The organism is Microbulbifer jejuensis (assembly GCF_047289955.1).
In the GTDB taxonomy this organism is placed as follows: domain Bacteria; phylum Pseudomonadota; class Gammaproteobacteria; order Pseudomonadales; family Cellvibrionaceae; genus Microbulbifer.
Genome location: NZ_JBLBUB010000002.1, coordinates 62,504 through 83,230, shown reverse-complemented (window position 1 = coordinate 83,230; position 20,727 = coordinate 62,504). Strand labels below are relative to the sequence as shown.

Here is a 20,727-nt window from a genome sequence, read left to right as displayed (position 1 = left end):
GACAGGCTGCCACGCCTTGAACTGAGCAGCTACCCACACTGCCGCTGAGAGAAGCAAAGAAAACCATAGCGCAAGGTTGTGCGGTAACTGGAACACAGTCATTACCAAAAGTTTCGCTCACTGAACAGAATGTCTGCCAATAGGATCATTTCTGCTGTTAGTTAAAGGAACGAAAAAGGCCACCGTGACACCCTTCACGCGCCTTCATGGCATAACTTCCTTGTCCCCGGCCCTTGGAGAAGATAAATGCTCGCAAGAAGTTGGCGTTCCTTATAAAAATCCCCTCATCAGGAAATAATCATGAAGAAACTCTTTTTGATTCTCACTGCTCTGCTGCTGGCGTCCTGTAGCGCTCAGGCTGTGAAGACCGCGCCCGAAGATCCATTAATGGCACTTACCCGGCAGGCGGCACAATCACCGGGATCGGTCAGTTTCCCCACTTACTGGGAAGCTTACCTGAAATCCCCCCAATCGCTCAAAACAGTGACCGCACAGGCGCGCTATCTCGAAGAGATGGCCTCTGTGGAATCAGGAGAGAAAACCTGCGAGGCAGTTAACTGGCAACAGATTACTCAGCAAAATACCATCTCCCTGCTGCCACACCTCAGCGCCACCGAATGCTATGAAACCCTCGGCAAAACAGAACTGGCTCTGTTCCATCAAAACATCTTTACTTTTATTGCAACCGGTATCTTGTCCAAACACAGCGGTGATACCTACTACAGCGCCTATGAAGTCGCAAGCTGGGGGGACGCGGAAGACCTGCTTTCCCTTTCCGGCTATGAGATTGTCGACAGTTATTTTGAGTTTGCCGAGAGCCGCAACGGGCTGTACCGGGTCTATAATGTCCGCACACAGAATAACAATAAAGTCGCTAAAATCTATTTTGACAACAGCCGTTTTCTTCATCGCCTGCTTGCAGTCGAGCATCCTTTTGCCGGTCTGTCAGACGCACTCTATCGTGAAATTCTGCAACCATTGGCAGACTCCGATTACGCGGCACGCCAAGCGGTCGGACAGGTTTATCACGCAGAGGGCGAGTTTCAAAAAGCGGAGCAAGCTTACTTGGATGCCATTGGCATGGGTTCTGTTATGGCCAATATCAGCCTCGGCAAACTTTGCCTGGCTGGAGAATCGACCAGGTTCTCACAAAGCGAGTGTGCGCAACTCTTTGTCTCCGCATCAGATCATGGACTTGAAGAGGCAAAGATCATGCTCGCCTATATGGCTTATATCGGCCTCGGTATAAAAGCCGACCCCGCACTGGCAGATCAACTGCTGGACAGCGCTGCGGTATGGATGCCCGCGGGACAGGCCGAATACGAAATAGCCTTACTGCTGGCTTCGGCGGAATTCACCAGCCCCAGGGAAAAGCTGGCACAGGATTTTCGCCAGGTATCCGCCGCAAAGGGATATCCTCTGGCTTTATTGGCACTAGCCCTTGCCCAGCTCAATGCAGATCAAAAACCATTGGATGAATTTGAACCACTAATTCAACAGGCCGTCGACACCCACTTCCCGCCAGCGCAATTTTTCTATGCCCGCTACCTGCTGGAGAAAAAAGGCGAGCACTCGGTAAAGACCGGTCTCGCCCTGCTGGACAAAGCCGCTTCGGCCGACTTTCCGCCAGCCCTCAATCTGAGAGCGCGGATTGCTGAAGCGGGGCTTTTCGGACGAAAAATAGATACTGCTCAAGCCCTGCGGGACTACGAAGGCGCAGCCGTACGCTGGTATCCACCAGCACAGCTTCACATGGGCATACTCAACTCCACCGGCAGGTTTATGACAACCAACCACGACATTGCCTATGGCTGGTATGCCCTTTGCGCCAAAGCCGATAACCTTGATTGCCTCACAAACCTCGGCTACGCCACTGCCCTTGGGACGGGCGTGGAACAAAATTACCAGCGCGCAGTCGAAATTTACCAGTATGCTGCAGCACAGGGATCTGCCAGGGCCAGTTACAATCTCGGGCAGCTCTATCGGCTCGGCCAGGGCGTAGAGAGAAATCTGGAGCAAGCGATTGATTACTTTACACAGGCGGCGGAGGGCGGATCAGCTGATGCCATGAATGCCCTGGGTCTAATCTATCTGAATTCGGCCCCGGAATTTCAAAGTTACCCCACAGCCCTGTCCTGGTTCGAGCGGGCTGCGGAGAATAATTCCAGATACGGCTACTTTAACCAGGCCAAAATGTACGAGCAGGGACTGGGGACTGAAAACGATCAATCCCGCGCTTTGGCCCATTACCGGAAAGCCTCGGATCTCGGACACGATATCGCCTCGCTTAGACTTGCCCAGGCATACAACTCTGGGGAGGCCGTCGATAAAGACCCCAAAATGGCAGCGCACTTTTTGAAACTTGCCGCCGAACAGGGCAATCATGGAAAGATAAAACGTGCTTTGGCAATGTGTCAGGAATCACAAAACTGTATCGAACAGGATCTAGAGCGGCTTTTCGGTCTTTTATCCACTGAGGGGTGATATTTTATGTTAATTGCTTCACTTACAGCGGTCACAGGGGTATTTCCAGGTACGCCACCTTCACAAAAATTCGCACCCTCAAAAGCGGTGCCATTTTTCACTGCAACTGCCTGATAAGTTTCAAATATGATCCAATAACGGGAAAAATAATTGCCAAACAGCCAACCTGGTAGACGTTTAATTTTAAAAGCCCTGTAAATGCATCTTACTTCACAGAATACGAGTCAATTGATTCTTATAATTTGACCCCCGTATATCCAAGCACAACCCAATTGGTCGGAACCATCATGAATACCCCTATAAGGCTCCTTGCCGCAATCAGCCTGTCTGTTACCTTTACTGCCTGTGGTGGCGGTGGCGGTTCTAGCAGTGAAAATGATACTGAAACGGAAACGCCCGCGGTGATCAGCGGTGGCGAAGGCCGTGTTATGGAAAACAGTGAGGCCACGACCACCGGCAAGCTAACCGATAGCGCCAATGCCAATCAGACCTTTGAGGCGAATAGCTTCCAGGGAACCTATGGCAATCTCAAGACATCCGAAGATGGCAGTTGGACCTATACCCTGGAAAGCGAACTCGCAGACCCCCTGAATGGTGGCGAACAGGCAAGCGAGACATTTACCGTTGGTGTCGCCGATGGCACTCGCACCACGAATATCACTATTTCAATCACCGGTTTTGACGACCCCTACAGATTCGAACCCGAATCGCCTCTGGCCATGCTGGTAGTGGACAGCAAGGAGTCCGCCACAGGCAGGCTGTCTTTGAATGATGTGGATGGCAACACCCCGGTGTTTGTCAGTGGCACCATTGCCGGACGCTATGGCGATTTCACACTTTCTGCAAGTGGCGAATGGGAATACACACTGAATAGTAAAGCGGACAGCATCAGGAAAGGGGATCTCAGCGAAGATTCCGTCACATTTACATTAAGTGATAATTCAGAGCAAATCGTTGTCTTCTCCATTGCCACCCTCGAGCCTAAAGAAAGCAGTATTGTTTTTATATTGATGAATTTTTCCGATGGGATGGCCACAGACCGGGCCGACATTTCTGATATTGCGGATATGGTATTCAATGATGTGGATTCCCTCGATAACACCTATCGGGAAAACTCCCTGGGCCAGTTGAAGTTCCTTCGTCACCGCGTGAGTGACAATACCCTCCAGCACTACTGCTACGGCGAGGCCAACAGGGAAGAGAGTTCCATTGATTGCATTCGCTTTGATATTCCGGACAACCAGAATGGCGGCACCCTGAGTATTGCAGACGCAGCAGCCCGCGCGAAAGCCGGCCAGGAGGGGGAGTACACAGACAGTGGGCATTCATGGCGTAACATGGCCTACCGGTGGGCAGAAAACAACCTTGTCGATGAGAACGGCGCACCTCTGGCGCTGAACAAATGGCGCCATCGGGTCTATATATACCCCCGGGCCGCCTATCGCGAAGGTCTCGTGGGGTACGGCGTTGCCGCCGTGGGTGGAAAGTGGAGTATGGTGGCTTCCGATTCGGACCAGCTTCTTATGGGGCACGAGTTGGGACACAATATCGGTCTCGGCCACGCTGGCTGGGACAATAACAATGACGGGGATACCAATGACAGTGGAGAGGATGAGTACGGCACTGGCGGCGCTTTTATGGGCAACCGCTCCCAGTCGAGGCTCTTTGGCAGCGCCCACCGGGAATACATGGGCTGGTATCGCATATTCCCCGAATACACTGTTACCATAAAGCAGAACCCAAGCAGCTCCCAAGATCTGGAGATACAGGCCATTGAGCTGACTGCTGAGGATCGGTCCGGCACCCTGCCACAGCAACTTAAAGTAGAGAGTCCCGGCAGCAGTAATGGCCAAAGCCATTACTATGTCAATTACCATGTGGCGCACAATGAGCTTAATCCCCGGCCACATCATGCGCATTCAGTGACAGTTCATTACCTCAATGATATAACTTCCAATCATGTTGCTGTGCTTGCGCAGCCTGGAGATGACTTTACCGATGATGCAATAGGATTGAAAATTGAATATAAGTCCCGAAATGCCGAAAACCAATCGGCAGTTATTTCCGTAAGCTATAGCCAGTAATCACGACACAATGGTTACAACCCACAAGGTGGATATTATGTTTCGAATTCTAGCGCTTTTGGCCGGACTACACTTTTCTCTCTTCGTCCAGGCCGAGGAAGTCGTCACCGGGACCTTGGAAGAAATTATCGTAGAGGATTTTGAATCCGGAAAATCCGAGCACCGCTTCTCCCTTAAAGATGAGCAGAGTGGCAACTACTACTTTATTGATGCCGAAGACATCAAGAAAAAAGGCATGAAGTCCGGCGACAGGGTAAAAATCCGGGGAGAGCGCCGCGAAAAACGCATGCTTCACATTACAGAGTCCCAAAAACTCAAACCTGAAGGGGATGAGTAACGGCTTCAGCTTATTTATTGGCACACATATCGTGATCGGTCCTGCGTTTTTATAGCTTGTCATCCCGGCCAGTAGGGCAGAAGGGAAGTAACTTGCTCTTTGGCCATTTCCCGCACCAATTGTCGCCCCGCTCAAAGGCGGGGGGACAATCATAATTAAGCGCATCTTCACACACCAGCAATCACTATCCCGGTGTGCCCATGCCTTCCGAAAACCCGACGAACATTGCACTCCACCCACGGCGCATCGATGCGGTGAAGCCTAATATCCAGAATGGGTAGGAGTGCCCTCCCTGTTCCCACGGCGCCCGGAGCGACTTCTACTATTGCGATCACCGTGATGATGGCCTTTTCCGCGAACACTCTCTACGCGCTTGTGGCGACCAGGGCGCTGCTTTTGTCCATCACCGCGTCTCGGGTTACCGGAGGCCGGCACCTGATGAGCGGGTTCGAAACCCTCAACCTGCTCCCGTGGTACTGCTTTACCAATCAGGCGTTCGATATCCCGCAACTGTTTGAACTCATCCGCGCTCACCAGGGACACCGCCTGGCCGTGTGCACCGGCGCGCCCCGTGCGGCCGATTCGGTGTACATAATCCTCCGGCACATTGGGCAGATCGAAGTTCACCACCTGGGGCAGCTGGTCGATATCAATCCCTCGGGCGGCAATATCCGTAGCAACCAGGATCTGTACCTTGCCCCCCTTGAACTCTGCCAACGCACGGGTACGCGCATTCTGGCTCTTGTTGCCGTGGATGGCTACAGCACGAATACTGTCTCCCTCCAATTGCTTTACCAGACGATTGGCACCGTGCTTGGTGCGACTAAATACCAGGGCCTGGTGCCAGTTATTCTCGCGGATCAGGTGGCTCAACAGCTTCGTCTTTCGCGTCTTGTCCACGGGGTGTAGCTTCTGACGTACGGTTGCGGTGGTGGAGTTGCGGGGACTGACATCAATCTCCAGTGGATTGTTGACCAACCCTTTGGCTAACTGACGGATTTCCGGGGAAAAGGTCGCAGAAAAAAGCAGGGTTTGGCGCTTGGGGGGCAGTATTTTCAATATCCGTTTGATATCGTGGATAAAGCCCATATCCAGCATGCGATCGGCTTCATCCAACACCAGGGCCTCCAATTGATCGAAGCGGACGGCACCCTGGCTGTACAGGTCCAACAAGCGCCCCGGTGTCGCCACCAGCATATCGGTACCGCCGTGCAGGCGCGAGATCTGCGGATTGATTTTGACCCCACCAAATACCACCGCATGGCGCATTGACAGGTACTTGCTGTAGCTCTGCACATTCTCAAATACCTGTGCCGCCAACTCCCGTGTGGGCGTCAGTACCAGGACGCGAACCTGGCCCTTGCCGGCGCGCTTACCGCTGCTCAGACGATGCAATAACGGCAGCGTAAAACCTGCCGTTTTCCCAGTACCCGTTTGCGCCGCCGCCATAACATCCCTGCCCTGCATCACCGCCGGGATAGCCTGGGCCTGGATCGGCGTAGGGGCACTGTATCCCTGCTCCGCAACGGCGCGGGCAATATCCTGGGTCAGGCCCAGATTTTCAAACAACATAAATAACCTCAAACTGCACTACAGGCGCAATCAATCACACCCCTCCACGGGGGTGCTAAAAAAAGAAATCGGTGTCAGCATTCCGAGCTGGTTGGCGCTCGGTGCACACAGCCGTCTATACACCGGCAAAAACCGGTGCGCGGCATTCGGTAGAAAATTCCGGGAAGAATTTGAGAATCATTCCGGTGGGGATGTCGGAGAGTGACCGACCTACAAATGACGCAGCTGAGCAATCTCAGCGACGGCACTATACCATAAATGGATTGACTGTATAGTTTTATCTTTTGTTAACCCGGTATCCCCACTGGCAATGGACCGCTGATCAAGGGTCTTCTTGGGACCGCTTGTCCATGGGCTCAGGCGTAACCAGATTCCACCAGAAGTCGAACTGATCCATCAGGGACAGCAACAACTTTAACTGCTCTGCATCCCCTTCGATATTCACCGAGCCGTCTTGGATTTTCTCCTGGATGGTCGCGGTGCCGAGGAGGAGATCGTTAAGATCGCTGCGCTTAATGGTGACGCTGCTATGGGGGTTGCTCACCGGTGGAGCATAATTCAGTACCGCATTCTCCAGCACCAGAGCGTATTGCTCATTGATATCCGGCAGGGTGATATTGATGGAAATCTGTTTCCCTGCTGCCCTGGGTCCATTCAGGCGAATCCCCAGATAATCAAATATCAGTTCAGTGGGCATGTTGCGGAGGGTATCGGGACTGGCAGTAAGCGGCACCGGCAGCCGCTCAATGCCATCGCGCAGCTCCTTGGCACCACTCAGGAAGAAATTTCTCCAGGTTCCATTTTCCTGCTGGTATCCCATCTGCTCCAGGGCATCTGCCAGTAGATCCCTCGCCGCACGATTGTTGGGTTCAGCGGAAACCAGCTTGTCCAGCACCTCCGCCACCCAGCGATATTCCCCCGCGTTGTAGTCCTGCTTGGCCTGCTGAATGATATTGGCCGCTCCCCCCATATACTGTACATATTTCCTGCCGGCGGCAGTGGGTGGCATCGGGTAGAGGCGCGCGGGGTTGCCGTCAAAAAAACCGAGGTAATAATTCCACACAGCCCGAGTATCGTGATTAACACTGCCATAGTAGCCGCGGTTGGCCCAATATTGGGACAGTTCTGGCGGCAACGCCATCATCTCTGCCGCTTGAACCATGTTATAACCATGGTTGGCCAGGCGCAGGGTCTGGTCATTGAGGTACTTGTACAGGTCCCGCTGTTTCTTCAGGTGATTAACTACATTCTCTTTACCCCAGGTGGGCCAGTGGTGTGGCGCAAACAATACTTCCGCTTTATCTCCCCAGCGCTGCAGGGTTTCATTGAGATAGCGGGACCATTCCCGCGCATTGCGCACCTTGGCGCCGCGCAGTGTATAGAGATTGTGTAATGTGTGCGTGGCATTTTCGGCAGCGGTGACCGCCTTCAGCTCGGGAATAAAGAAATGCATTTCCACCGGTGCTTCGGAACCCGGCGCCATTAAAAAATGGAAGGTTAAGCCATCAACCTTGAGAGTCTGACCAGTTTCTGTAATCGTGTCTGTAGGCTCGATCAGGGTGACTGTGCCAGTGGAGGTTTCCAGGCCAAGTCCTGCACCCAGGGTGCCCTTCGGGTCTTTGGCAATCAGGTTACCGTACATAAAACTGGCCCGGCGCGCCATATGATTACCGGCGAAGACATTTTCACTGACCGCCTCAATCAGGAAATCCTTGGGGGCAATGATTTTGACCTTGCCGGACTTTACATCCTCCTCGTCCACTACACCGCGAACGCCGCCGTAATGGTCCACATGGCTGTGGGTGTATATCACCGCAACCACCGGCCTGTTACCGCGATGCTGCCGGTATAACTCCAGTGCCGCTTTGGCGGTTTCCGCGGATATGAGTGTGTCCATTACAATGACGCCGCTATCGCCTTCAATAAAGCTGATATTGGAGAGATCGGCACTGCGCACCTGATAGATACGTGGGACCACCCTGTAAAGCCCCCCTTCTGAGATCAGCTGAAGCTGGCGCCAGAGGCTCGGGTTGGCGGTCTCAGGTGCCGCTTGACCCCGCGCAAATTGGTATGCCTCCAAATCCCAAACCCGATCCCCTTTATCGTTCTTGATAATGCCATTGTCCGGTAGCGGGGCAATGAATCCGCGCTTAACGTCTTCAAAGTCCTGTCGATCATCAAATGGCAGCGCTTTCAGAACCTTCTGATTTTCGTTTTTGGTGACGACGCTCGCGGGGTTTTGCGCATTGGCAAAAGAGAGGCTGGGAAGCTGTAGCAATACAGTGAAAAATACGAGCCTGAAAAGAAACGCCTTCATTCTCTGATTCACACGCATCACTCTCATCCGGTATTGGAGCCGCTACGCACTCAAAAAGTGCTGTGGGACGGGCAAGTGCTTTAACGATACCTTAAAGGAAAACAGGGACGACGCTTCCCCATAGAGAATAGGCAGGATCAGAGGGGCAGGTAGGGATATTCAGCGCCGACAGGCATATTGCCGACAGGTTCTGCAGTGGTCTAGCCTGCGAATCACGGATTGATCTGTTTCCACAAAGATGCCGCGGCCCAGTGCCGGGCTATTGCAGCGCTTTCTTGCTATTGCGCACTGCTCTCGCGTTCTCCATCTCCTGGCGAGCTTCGTCATGGCGTCCCAGGCGCACCAGCACCTGGGCCAGCTCCTCGTAGGCCGCCGCGCTGGGCTGGTTGCGAACGCGCTGACGATAGGTAGACGCGGCAGCGGCCAGCATGCCCTGTTGCACCTGAGCCGAGCCCAGATGGCCGTAGGCGGCGGTATTATTCGGGTCCGCTTCAAGGGCAGTTTGCAAATTGGCAAGCCCCTCGTCCATAAGGCCTTGCTGTATCAGGGCGATACCGAGCCCGGTATAAGCCTGCGTGCTCGGTTGCCTATCAATAACCGCTCGGAAATGGTGTTCAGCCTCTTTAAACTCTGCACCAGCCATCAGGGCAGCAGCCAGATTGTAGTGTGCCGCCGCCGATTCCGGGTCCAGTTCCAGTGACCTGCGATACATTGCCATCGCCTCATCGGGCAGGCCCTGGCGTTCAAGCACAAAACCCAGGTCGTTATAAATCGCCGCCTGCGGCTTGATTGCCAACGACTCACGGTAATGGGCTTCCGCCAATTCAAGCTCGCCAATATCGATAGACACAAGGGCCATATTATTGTGGGACTTTTGATGCTTTGGGTCTATTTTTAATGCTTTCTCCAACGCCACTGCAGCCGCCTCGCTCTTGCCCTGTTGAAACAAGGCAAACCCCTGAGCGTTCAACAGCTTCACGTTTCCGGGTTCCACTGCCAGCCCACGTTCATAGATGCGAACAGCACCGCGGTAGTTGCCGGTTCGTGCGTTGGCCATGCCGGCGCGCAGGAAGGAGTAAGCATCCAGGAATTGCGCCTTGATTTGCCCGATGGCATCCGCCGGCAGCGGAACAAATTCCGGAATATTGCCCGCGCGATCACTGCTAGTAAACCGATCAAGCACCACCGGGGGGCTGGAGCGGCCCGCCTCATCAATATGGGTCAGAAAGAGCTGGGTATAGGGGGTGTTGACCTTTGAAGAGAATACCAGCCAGTGGCCGTTCGACGAGAAGCTGTGCCAGGAATTCATCCGCGCGGTATTCGCGCGCAGGCGCCGGGCTTTGCCGCCTGCGGCCGGAATAATGTACAGCGCACTATCCGGCATCAAAAGCATGTAATTTTCCGCCTGGGTGAAAACGATCCATTGGCCGTTGGGGGAAAACTTCGCGAAAAAGTTACTCTTGTGGTTGTGGGAGGCGCCCGCTACAGGTTCGGCTGTGCCACCCAGGCCCCTGTTGAAAGGCACGCGGTACAAATCGAACTTATACGGCTGCTGGTCCTCAATAAATTCCGGCACATCCTTTTCGTTCAGCAGAATGCCGCTCGATTTGGCGATGGCATCATTCTGGTAGACCCTGGTGCGAGCGAATACGATTGACTTGCCATCGGGGCTCCAGGTCGGGTTGGTTTGTACATACTCTGGGTCGTCGGCTCCTGGCAGCGGCTTGTAAGTGCCCTCTACCGTATCGTAGACCACCAGAATACCCTTGATTGGGAAAAAGAGCTGGGAAAATTCGATACCCGGCGTCGCCACAAATACTGCTCGGTCCTTGACGGTGCTGATCACATAGCGGCCGTCCGGAGAGATCTGGGAGAGCAGGCCGAAGGTGGCTTCGCCGTCGCCCCGCTTGTAATCGCTCCAGGTGATGATCTTGTCATCACTCAACACCATCCGCTCCTCAGTAGAGAGGATGGCGTAACCGCCTTTGTCGTTGCCATAATCGACATCGAGACCCAACACACCACCATCACCTGAGAAAGAGTGGCAATTACCGCAGACCGGCAAGTCCTCCAGCACAATGGGGGGGCGATGTTCGGAATCGATAGACCCAAAGCGCCAGCGGATTTGCGAGGGGTCTTGCACAGCACTGATAAACGGCAGGGGGACCTCCCGGTAGAAGATCGCATCTTCTACCGGATCTGTTGAAGTGCGAATCCGAACAGTCGCAGCGGCGGCGACTTTGCCGCTGGCATCAACGCCAATCACCGCCAACTCGGTGTCGCTTTTGAGGGAATGCCGCTTGATGTCAGACCAGTCTTGTTCTGAAGGGCGCCAGCGTGATTCTGCACTATCAAAACGAAGTACCGCTTCTTGGCCATGAAAACGCAACATCACCTGCCACCGCGCAACACCTTCGGTCTTATCTTCCCAGACGACAGTGGGCGCCACAATTTCCGGTGGAAACAGTGTCCCATCCAGCGGATAGATAATTTCCAGCTGCCCCGCTGGCATGCTGGGAAAAGGGAACACGGTGGTGGAGCCGGCTTCCGGCCCACAGCCACATAGCACGAGCAGGACGCTGAGAAGACCAGCGCAGACTGAAAATGTATTCACATGTACAGGCGATACGATGGATCGTTCGTTGATGCCCGGAGCCCTTCACTGAGGAAGAGGCCCTTCCATTATGCGAGAATATTACAGGCCGTCACCACAACCTCAGGGGGCTCGGTGAGTGTGGAGTACATTGGGGTTGAAGTCAATTGAGAGCCCGCTGGACGGGGTTCCCGAATTGTCATGGGCCGGTTTGTGATGACAGTCCCATATTGGCGATTGACACCTATAGATCATCCATGTACGAATGGTGTGAATTGGAACTGCACACACCACAAGCGCTGATCATAAACTCATGTAGGCCCTTTTCAAGTCGGGATAACAAGATGCATGTGCGCTTTACCCTTCAAATATTTGCTGTCGCCCTGCTTGTCAGCACTACCGCAGCTCGGGCGGGTATTCTGCGAGTTTACCCCGGAGAATCCATCCAGGCGGCAATCGACGCAGCGAATCCCGGCGATACCATCCTTGTCGAGCCCGGTGAGTATTATGAAGACGCCGGAAGCATCTATGGTCTGCGCATCACCACGGACAACCTCCGCTTGATTGGAAAGTCGAAAAACAGCCATAGCCACCCCTCCGATAAAGCCGGGCAGATGTCCAACAGGGTTCGTCTTATCGCCAATGGCGCCCAGGAGACTGGCGTTTACGTAGCGCCCGCGGGTTGTGAGTACAAAAACAGCGCCTGTGCCGAAGAACTGCAGGGATTTTACCTCCGTGGCTTCAGTGTCGAGGGATACCCGGCTAACGGCATCCAGACCCGATGGGTAAACGGGTTTCAATTTGTGCGTAATGTTTCTGTCAATAATCTGAACAATGGTATCTACCCAACCCTCTCCGCCAATGGTTTGGTTCGGGATAATATTTCCTACGGCTCCCTGGATACCGCCATGTGGGTTGCGGGCTCCGAAAACATTCGCGTTATCGGCAACGAGCTGTTCGGTAGCGTTATTGGCTTTGAAATTACCGTGTCCAATCAGGTCCTGGCAAGTCATAACAAAATATACGACAATACGGTGGGTATTGGCTTGTTTCATCCCAACGGTGCGGGCAACCCACCGCTGCCGGTGATGGAAAATTGGGTTATTGAACACAATCATATCTATGACAATAACCGGCCGAACGATGCCCCAGATGGCAGCTTCCAGGCAGACCTCCCCCCGGGGGCGGGTGTGTTGTTGATGGGGGTGAGTAATCATGTGGTCGGTAAAAACCGCGTCGCGAACAATGGTTTTGTTGGCATCGGCATATTGGGTTGGTGTAGTGCTACTACTGGCACCGACAATAGCTGCGAAACCAGACCGCCGATTTCTGATCCGGCGGCAAACGATAACCAAATCTCCCTGAACACACTGAACGGCAACGGAGAAAGCCCACCGGGAGGCATTCTCGACTTCCTCGCTGCGGACCTTGTCTACTTTCAACTTGAGGTCACCGTTGGCGCCGGAAATTGTTTTAAGAACAACAAACCCGAGGGCTTAACGTTTGTATCCTCGGCCCCGAATGGTGAGCTGCCCTCCGACAATTGTTAGAGGCAGTTTTCTCCGATTTAACCACCGATATTGTGTAAGCGGCCTGGCCCTACAGGCCCTTTTGCTGCGAAAAGGAGCCCAGTGACTTTCCACCCTCCCGTTGAGTCATTTAAAATCCATGGTTGTCCAGTCGTCCTGCGCTGCATTGAGGGCTGCAGGGCCCGAGAACTCTTCCTACACTGTCAGGCTCCGACTCACCGGGCTGATGTCGGTGCCCAGGCAGCAGCAATCTACAGGGCGATACAAAAGGCTCTACTCGCCAAGGGCGGAAGTACCGCTTCAATCATTTCTGAGATGGTATTCCTGCAAAATCTTCCCGAAAATATCGCCTCTGTGCGAAAAGTAAGAGAACAGGTACTCGCCGCAAGCGGGGGAAAGGGCATCGCACCTGCCCGCACAGAAATCGGACAACCCCCGCTGAATGCCCAAGCCCACCTCGAAGTTCTGGTACAGGCGGTCATCCCCGGCACATCAATATTCAGTCTGGCCACTGTCGAGACTACTGCAACCTGCAACAGTACCGCCAGCAACTCTGGGCGTGGTTTGCGGGTTAAGTTAGGGGATGAAACCCGTGTACTCGCCAGTAGTCTCTGCAGCGCAGGCGACAATGTCCATGAGCAGACATACGGCGTGTTCGAACTGGCCGAGAACTTACTGCAACAGGCGGGCCTGGCGTTTAGCGACGTAGTGCGCACCTGGATTCACCTTCGTGATATAGACCGTGACTACAATGACCTGAACCGGGCACGCCGGGCATTTTTCGTCTCGCGAGAAATTCGGCCCGCTCCGGCCAGCACGGCTATCGGCGGTAGTCTGGCCGTTGAAAGACACAAATTGTGCCTCGGTTTCTACGCAGTGACAGGGCACAACCCTGTAGCGCGCATCCCGATGCACTCACCCACCCTGAATGAAGCCCCGGAATACGGTGCGGATTTCGTACGCGGTATGCGGGTCGCTGAATCGAATAAGACCATGCTTATTGTTTCCGGAACTGCCAGCGTTGACCTGGCTGGCAGATCGGTCCATGTAGGTGACTTTAGCGCGCAAACAGACCGTATGCTGGCGAATATGCATGCCTTGCTGAGAGGCCAGGGCGCGACTTTTGATGATGTTGTTGTCGCGATCACCTACGTAAAACGGCCATCCGATCAGTTGCTCCTGCTGGATAGGTTTCGAAATGCAGGCTTCGAAGGCTTCCCTCACGTTTGGGTTCAGGCTGATATTTGCCGCCCGGAGTTACTCTGTGAAACGGAATTAATCGCCGTCTTGCCCTGTATTCAATAGGTATGGCAGGAGCAAAGCTCATTACACGAGACTTAAGGGCGTCTCTGAAAATTGAATTTTCCTCAACTTTACTGCCCTGAAGCCCCTATTTTCCAGTGATGATGGGCACCGGAAAGTAATTTTTATATAGGCGCTTATCCAGCCCCACTTTTGTGATTCCAGGGCAGTCACCTTATTGAAGAGCTTGTATCTGTCAGATTAAATCTGCGGACTCTTTAAAAAGTCAATTTATGCGCATAGAATGCGTATTCGGCCCTCAACAAACAAATCTTGCTATGGTCTTTCCCCTACTTCGTTGCTCCAAGCCCCACTTCAAGGCAGGGGCCAAAATTTATACAAGAAAAGTTTACAAAGAAGGAGTGTCTCAATATGTCTACAAAAACCCCCTTCGATAGCTTCGGTGCTTAGAAAGATTGCTTGTAGGCAATAGATTTAAGGGGTGGAGCCTTGGAGAGTATGATTGACCTGAGTTTAAATAACTTGGCAGGTGGGATATTTAGCTACTTGGTAGTATTGAAGCCGCTAAGATTCTAACTGAACATTGAAAATGTATACAAAACACGGGGCGGGCATTATCCGGAAAAACATATGGACTCATTCTACAAACGATATTGCAATGGCGAATGCGACAAAGTATGGGATGAACTCATCTTGCTGGGTGACAAGGTTCGCTCTAGGGCTGTAATCTCTGACGCACAATCTGTTGCCCGTGAATTCGTCAGTCGATGCCGAAAAAACCTCATGCTGTTGCACGCTCGATTGCAAGAGATAGGTTACCAATTTGCATCACCCGAAAACGCATTACGTAAACCGACGAAGTCTGAACTTGAACAACTCGATGTTATCGAGAGCAAATATGGAACCCTTCCAATTATTTTACGTGCATGGTACGAGACTTTCGGTTCCGTTGATTTCCGGCAATCAAGCGAGCAACTGCAACATCCTGATGGGATCAAGCCACAAAAAGGCCCTGCCGTCTACGGCCTTGGCAGTCATCCGGCGATAGTGTTTGTCGACTTGAATGAATCCCTCAAAATGATCACTGAAATTGATAAAGAGCGGGTTGCATGCATCCAAGAAGCGAAGAAGAACGGCTACTACGATCCAGAAATGGAAAAATATGAGCCCTTCTTTCCGCTGGGTGGCTGGACGTCAAATTGTGAACCCAAGGGATTTATTTTGCCGGATCATAAATTTGATGGTGTAATTTATAACGACGGCGGTGGCGATATGTATTTTGCTTACGAACTGAGAAATGCATTTCGGTGGGGTGGATTTCCATTCTGGTCTCACTCACTCAAGAATAGAAACTTTTATTCTCCCTTCGAGTATAAACCAAATTTTAAAAAAATTGCACCAGTCCTGCAGCGTGATTTGGCAGCTGTATAAAATGGTTGATATGGATGACCAGCTCAGCTTTTCTAGCTTTTATTAATAAGGGATCCTTCCCGCCATGTAACGTCAAAGGTTCTCTAAATAACGATGTAAATATTTTACTGGATAGAAAGGTTTTAGATGTCAGGCACGGTTCGCCACTAATGGCCTTAGCTGTTGTGAGGAATTCAATTGTGTGACTACGGTCTTTAAATTCTGCCCACCGGAGTCTTGAGAGTAAATTATGCTCAGGATCATGGCTCTTTATATTTTATACCTAGGTTCAACTTGTAAGTGCATATCTCAAAGGAGCTAGAAAAAAATCGACCAGTTACCCCTAGGCTTCGCGCTTTTTCTCCGGCAAGAGATATGCACTTACAAGTTGAATCTAGGTTATAAAACCGGACCAATAGTTGCAATAACGTTATGCCAGATCCTTTTGCGACGTCGCCAAGCAAGAACATCTTCAATGACTACAGGATCTGATCGGGCGATATACTCGGATTGGCGCTCCTGTATATCATTGCTCACCGACTCATCATACAAAAGCAAATTGTTTTCGTAATTGAGGTCAAAGCTGCGTAAATCCAGATTGGATGATCCTATCAGGCTGACAACCCCATCTATTGTGAGTGTTTTGGCGTGCAGTAAACCGTCTCTGAATTCATATATTCTAGCACCAGCCTCCAGAAGCTTCCTATAATAGCTGCGGCTGGCCGCTGACACCACCCACGAATCATTATGTTTGGGAAAGATGAGTGTAACCTTTATACCGCGATGTGCCGCGGCACACAGGGCTTCAAGAACAGTTGAATCCGGCACAAAATAAGGTGTTGAAATTGTCAGCGCTGTTTGTGCCGTGCTAATCAATGTTGAGAAAAGTTGTGGCGTCGAACCCAACCTGCCAGTTGGGCCATCTCCCATAATCTGGGCCGGAATGCCTTGGGATACAGTCGTTATTACAAATGGGAAATTATCCAATGTTTCCCCTGTTGTTTGCACCCAATCACTGGCAAAAATCACCTGATTTTGTGCGACGACGCTGCCTTTTACTCTCGCCATTATATCAACCCAAGGTGCGTATTTTGCCTTTATTCTAAACTCTGGATCTGCACAGTTTTGGCTGCCGCAATAGGTGATTGCGTTATCAATGATAGTTATTTTTCGATGATTACGTAAATCAATGCGACTGGTCAATATCGTGTGAATGGGATGTTTCAGTGACAACGATACCGCAGTATGCACGCCCGCGGCACGCATTTTTTTCCAAAGATGAGAGTTAATAAAAGCACGTGACCCTAAACCATCCACCATCACTCGGCATACCACCCCTCTTTGTGCGGCACGGATAATGGCTTTGGCAGTAGCGATACCCGTATTATCTTCAAGCCAGATATAATACAGCACATGTACATGATCTTTAGCAGCCTCTATATCCTCAATTAACCGTTCCCTGGCAGCAACCTGGTCAGGCATCAGCTCAACGCTATTGCCGTCAGCAGTATGAAACCCATTTACCGAAGCGGCATAGGAAAATCCAGGCCGGTATGCAGGGGCAATCAGCTTTTGTGTCAAATTTGCATTACTAAAAACAGCTGTACATCGTGATTTTATTTCACACCAAATAGCGCTATGACGCTCTTTGGCATGATGGCCAAGATCTATTTCTCCGAACAAGAAATAGAGGGCACCTCCCACATAAGGTAAAATGAGAACAACGACAAACCAGGCTAGGCGGGAGGTGGGTGATAAATCATCACGCAATAATATGCGAATGGTAAACCCAACAACAATAATGACATGCAGTATTAAAAACATAAAATTTCAGGATCACAGGATACAGCTTATCTGTTGATATGCTGCCTAATAGCAGGATTTTCATATCAGATGCGCTGGTGTCTGAGGCCCTCGTCTTCCATTAAGGGTTTATGTTAATCCCGGCATTTTGTGTTTCGGGCTAAATCCCCGAAAACAAGCCAGCATCAAAGTGACAAGCATACCAGTAAATGTATCGTCATGCATTGTATTATCCTGTTTGGCTAGCCACGCCAATAAGAACAGGGTATCTGGCAGGCTTGACTTATCTGCTGACGGTATTTGAAGCGTTTATACAGTATTGTGGGTGGCATATAAGCGCCACGCGCATCAGATTTGATCTCCATAATACGCAGTGGCTCTTTAAACAGGACCTTTACACTCGATTGTGCTAATCTAGTGGGAAAACATTCGTTGGCCTTTGCTGTTGCCACCATTACAGTTTTGAGTGGCACGCCTGATATCTCTAATCAATGAATCAGCCATATCTCTGGAAAATCCCTCGCGAACCACAAGGCGCAATATAGACATATCTTGAATATTCTCTGGCATTGTATACGCGGGTACCTGCCACCCGTACATTCTCAGCGCATCAGAGATATCGTACTCGGTAAATCGCACCTCGCCGGTAACATGAAACACCACAACCGGAATACTCTCTCCATTATTGATAACGGAGAAATCACCAAGCTTTTCAATTTCCGCAGCCAGATACAGCGCTGTTGATTGGAGGTTCTCCATAATTCGCTTGTAGCCCTCAAAACCTAAACGAATAAAATTATAGTATTGCGCTACTATTTGGTTTCCAGGCCTGGAGAAGTTCAACGTAAACGTTGGCATATCACCACCCAAATAATTAACATGAAAAACCAAGTCAGCTGGAAGTTCATCGGAATTACGCCACAATATCCACCCGACTCCAGGATAGACGAGGCCGTATTTGTGACCTGAGACATTGATAGATTTTACCAGCGGCAAACGAAAATCCCATTTCAAATCCGAATGTAGGAATGGTGCAACAAAGCCACCACTGGCTGCATCAATGTGCAGTGGTGTGTCATATCCTGTTTGCTCATTATGCGCCAGAAGAGCATCGTGAATTTGTTCAATTGGCTCGAACTCGCCCGTATAGGTCGTGCCAAGAATTGCGACAACACCGATGGTATTTTCATCAACTAGAGATAAAACCCCCTCCTCGTGGATCACATAGCGTCCTGGCTCCATTGGGACGTACCTAGGCTCGACATCCCAATATCGGCAGAATTTCTCCCATACAACCTGGACATTACTGCCCATAACCAAGTTGGGCTTGTCCACTGCCTTGCCCTTATTTTTCATGCGTTCACGCCATTTCCACTTCAGTGCCATTCCCGCCAGCATAACCGCTTCACTTGACCCAATAGCAGATGTCCCTATGCCTCCCTCCGGTGCGTTGAACAAATTCGAGACGATATTGATACACCGCTCTTCAATTTGTGCAGTTTGTGGATATTCGTCCTTGTCAATCATATTTTTATCAAATGTTTCAGCCATCAATGCTTTTGCCTCTGGCTCCATCCAGGTTGTAACAAAAGTGGCTAAATTAAGTCTGGCATTTCCATCCAACATCAATTCGTCATGAATCAAGCGATAAGCTACCGTTGGAGACATCTCCCTTTCAGGAAGAGTAAATTTTGGTGTTGGTTCAGTCATTTCTCTGGAACCGTACCCAGGTGTTAACCCACCTGCCTTCTCGATATCATTCTTAATGTGAAAAACCATCTTATCCCTCTCCGTAAATGAGTGAAGAATTTTGACTTTTGTCAATCCAATTGGATTGGCGTCTATTGATAATGATAAATGCGGCTACAATTGAAACAATGCACACTGAAATCAACAGGGACTCGAAGCCCCACAGTCCCCATGGATTTGGTTCTGGCGGAATAAATCCAATAAGGAGACATGCAAATATGGAAATGCCACCGGTTAAACTGATCCCCCATATCCCAAATCTTCCACCAGGTATTTTGTAGGCCCTATGAACTTCTGGATGTGAATACCGAAGTCGTATTGCAGCCAGGAACATAAGAATATACATCATTGCGTACAGTACAATTGCAGTTGACGTGAGCATTAGGAATATTGTATTCACGTCACTTGATGACAGGAATAACAAACCAATAACAGAAATCAATGTTGCCTGAATCAGTAATAGCCTCACCGGCACATCGTATCGATTGGTTTTTTGAAGATAAGGGGGAAGATTTCCCTCCAGCCCTGCAGCCCATAACCCTTTAATTGGTCCGACAACCCAGGTACTTACTTGCCCCGCCGCTCCCATAGCAATTAAAAAAGCGACTACAGGTATCAGCCAGGAAAGCTGGTAATGTTTTAACAAAATAGAAAAAGCTTGTGTTGCGCCATTAATCGAATCGATCTTTTCAGCGGGCACCACAGCCGCAATAGCAAGCCCACCTAATAATGTCAATACAAATCCGATGAACGCTGCAGTGAACAGTGCAATGGGATAATTTCTTTGAGGATTAACCACGTCCCTTGCATGGCTGGCTGATACCTCTATGCCTACGAATCCAAACACAAAGCTGAGAAACAGTAACAGCCCTGTCGTATCAGTAAAAGAGGGTAGGAAGTTTTCCTGAGTAAGTTGATAATTGACTTGTAATGGGTTGCCCTGCAAAAAATACCAGGCACTACATCCTATCAATAGAAGTGTCGGTGTGATTACTCCTGCAATAAGTGCGACACTTGAAATCAATCCCGATCGTTTGGCACCCTTAAAGTTCATAACGGTGGCCAACCAGTAGATAATAAAAATGGTTATTGCAATAAAATATTTATTATTTCCAAGTTCAGGCGCAAGCACATAGGCCAAAGAACCACCTACATAAGCCAGAATGCTGGTTATCCCGAAGATGCTCTGCACCCATTGCAGCCATACAGCGAGAAAACCCAATTTGGGTCCAAAAGCCGCCTTGACCCAACCATACACGCCATTATGTGACCATCCAGTTGCCAGCTCAGCCGAAACCAAAGCTGCCGGAATCAAGAATAAAAATACTGTAATGAAATTAAAAAAAATCATGTGCATACCGGTTTCGGCCATCACCGGCATGTTTCTCATGGTCATAAACAATGCTGCAGTAATAAAGATCAGCGGTAAAGCGGTCAATTTGTTCGCACTGCGCTCAACTTCCTGCATTGGATTATTTCCCGGACTATTTTGTATTGACATTCACCGATTCCAGATCGCATAAAATTTAATTAATCGATATCCATAAGCGATCATACCAAATGGCAAGACCTACCTCCAGTAGTGT

Annotated in this window: 12 protein-coding genes; 6 read left to right on the top strand and 6 right to left on the bottom strand. The window is 50.7% G+C overall.

Translation table 11 applies throughout. From position 1 onward, the window contains the following. The first annotated feature begins 300 nt into the window (after window positions 1–300). The 3 genes from ACL7TT_RS01795 (at window position 301) to ACL7TT_RS01785 (ending at window position 4,905) form a co-directional block, all read left to right on the top strand. The gene (locus tag ACL7TT_RS01795; RefSeq protein ID WP_413392672.1) at window positions 301–2,484 is read left to right on the top strand and encodes a tetratricopeptide repeat protein; all 2,184 of its coding nucleotides are present in this window, start codon (window positions 301–303) and stop codon (window positions 2,482–2,484) included. Between the two features lie 287 nt (window positions 2,485–2,771). Next, entirely contained in the window at window positions 2,772–4,568 is a 1,797-nt protein-coding gene (locus tag ACL7TT_RS01790; protein WP_413392670.1) for a VCBS domain-containing protein, read from the top strand. Window positions 4,569–4,605: 37 nt separating this feature from the next. Beyond that, window positions 4,606–4,905, top strand: coding sequence for a hypothetical protein (locus ACL7TT_RS01785; protein WP_299941278.1), 300 nt, complete (start codon window positions 4,606–4,608; stop codon window positions 4,903–4,905). A gap of 261 nt (window positions 4,906–5,166) precedes the next feature. Here the strand turns inward: ACL7TT_RS01785 and ACL7TT_RS01780 are convergent, their stop codons facing one another. From ACL7TT_RS01780 to ACL7TT_RS01770, 3 genes are all read right to left on the bottom strand, one after another. Further along, the gene (locus tag ACL7TT_RS01780; protein WP_413392669.1) at window positions 5,167–6,477 is read right to left on the bottom strand and encodes a DEAD/DEAH box helicase; all 1,311 of its coding nucleotides are present in this window, start codon (window positions 6,475–6,477) and stop codon (window positions 5,167–5,169) included. A gap of 322 nt (window positions 6,478–6,799) precedes the next feature. Continuing rightward, window positions 6,800–8,806: an alkyl/aryl-sulfatase gene (locus tag ACL7TT_RS01775; RefSeq protein WP_413392668.1), complete on the bottom strand. Its 2,007-nt coding sequence runs from the start codon at window positions 8,804–8,806 to the stop codon at window positions 6,800–6,802. Window positions 8,807–9,053: 247 nt separating this feature from the next. Then, window positions 9,054–11,408, bottom strand: coding sequence for a Wzy polymerase domain-containing protein (locus tag ACL7TT_RS01770; RefSeq protein ID WP_413392666.1), 2,355 nt, complete (start codon window positions 11,406–11,408; stop codon window positions 9,054–9,056). Between the two features lie 323 nt (window positions 11,409–11,731). Between ACL7TT_RS01770 and ACL7TT_RS01765 the strand changes: the two genes are divergently transcribed. The 3 genes from ACL7TT_RS01765 (at window position 11,732) to ACL7TT_RS01755 (ending at window position 15,610) form a co-directional block, all read left to right on the top strand. Further along, window positions 11,732–12,937: a right-handed parallel beta-helix repeat-containing protein gene (locus ACL7TT_RS01765; protein WP_413392665.1), complete on the top strand. Its 1,206-nt coding sequence runs from the start codon at window positions 11,732–11,734 to the stop codon at window positions 12,935–12,937. A gap of 333 nt (window positions 12,938–13,270) precedes the next feature. Then, complete coding sequence (locus ACL7TT_RS01760; RefSeq protein ID WP_413392664.1) at window positions 13,271–14,221, top strand: Rid family hydrolase; 951 nt, start codon at window positions 13,271–13,273, stop codon at window positions 14,219–14,221. Window positions 14,222–14,809: 588 nt separating this feature from the next. Continuing rightward, window positions 14,810–15,610: a hypothetical protein gene (locus ACL7TT_RS01755; protein WP_413392662.1), complete on the top strand. Its 801-nt coding sequence runs from the start codon at window positions 14,810–14,812 to the stop codon at window positions 15,608–15,610. Window positions 15,611–15,988: 378 nt separating this feature from the next. Here ACL7TT_RS01755 and cls read toward each other — a convergent pair whose 3' ends face one another. The 3 genes from cls to ACL7TT_RS01740 all read right to left on the bottom strand — a co-directional run bounded on the left by cls (window position 15,989) and on the right by ACL7TT_RS01740 (window position 20,609). Then, window positions 15,989–17,413 carry a cardiolipin synthase gene (cls, locus tag ACL7TT_RS01750; RefSeq protein ID WP_413392660.1) on the bottom strand — a complete coding sequence of 475 codons (1,425 nt, stop codon included), beginning with the start codon at window positions 17,411–17,413 and terminating at the stop codon, window positions 15,989–15,991. A gap of 393 nt (window positions 17,414–17,806) precedes the next feature. Next, a complete protein-coding gene (locus tag ACL7TT_RS01745) occupies window positions 17,807–19,171 on the bottom strand; it encodes a glutamate decarboxylase (protein ID WP_413392658.1) in 1,365 nt (454 codons plus the stop codon). 1 nt (window position 19,172) lies between these two features. Beyond that, a complete protein-coding gene (locus ACL7TT_RS01740; protein WP_413392657.1) occupies window positions 19,173–20,609 on the bottom strand; it encodes an amino acid permease in 1,437 nt (478 codons plus the stop codon). Window positions 20,610–20,727 lie beyond the last annotated feature (118 nt).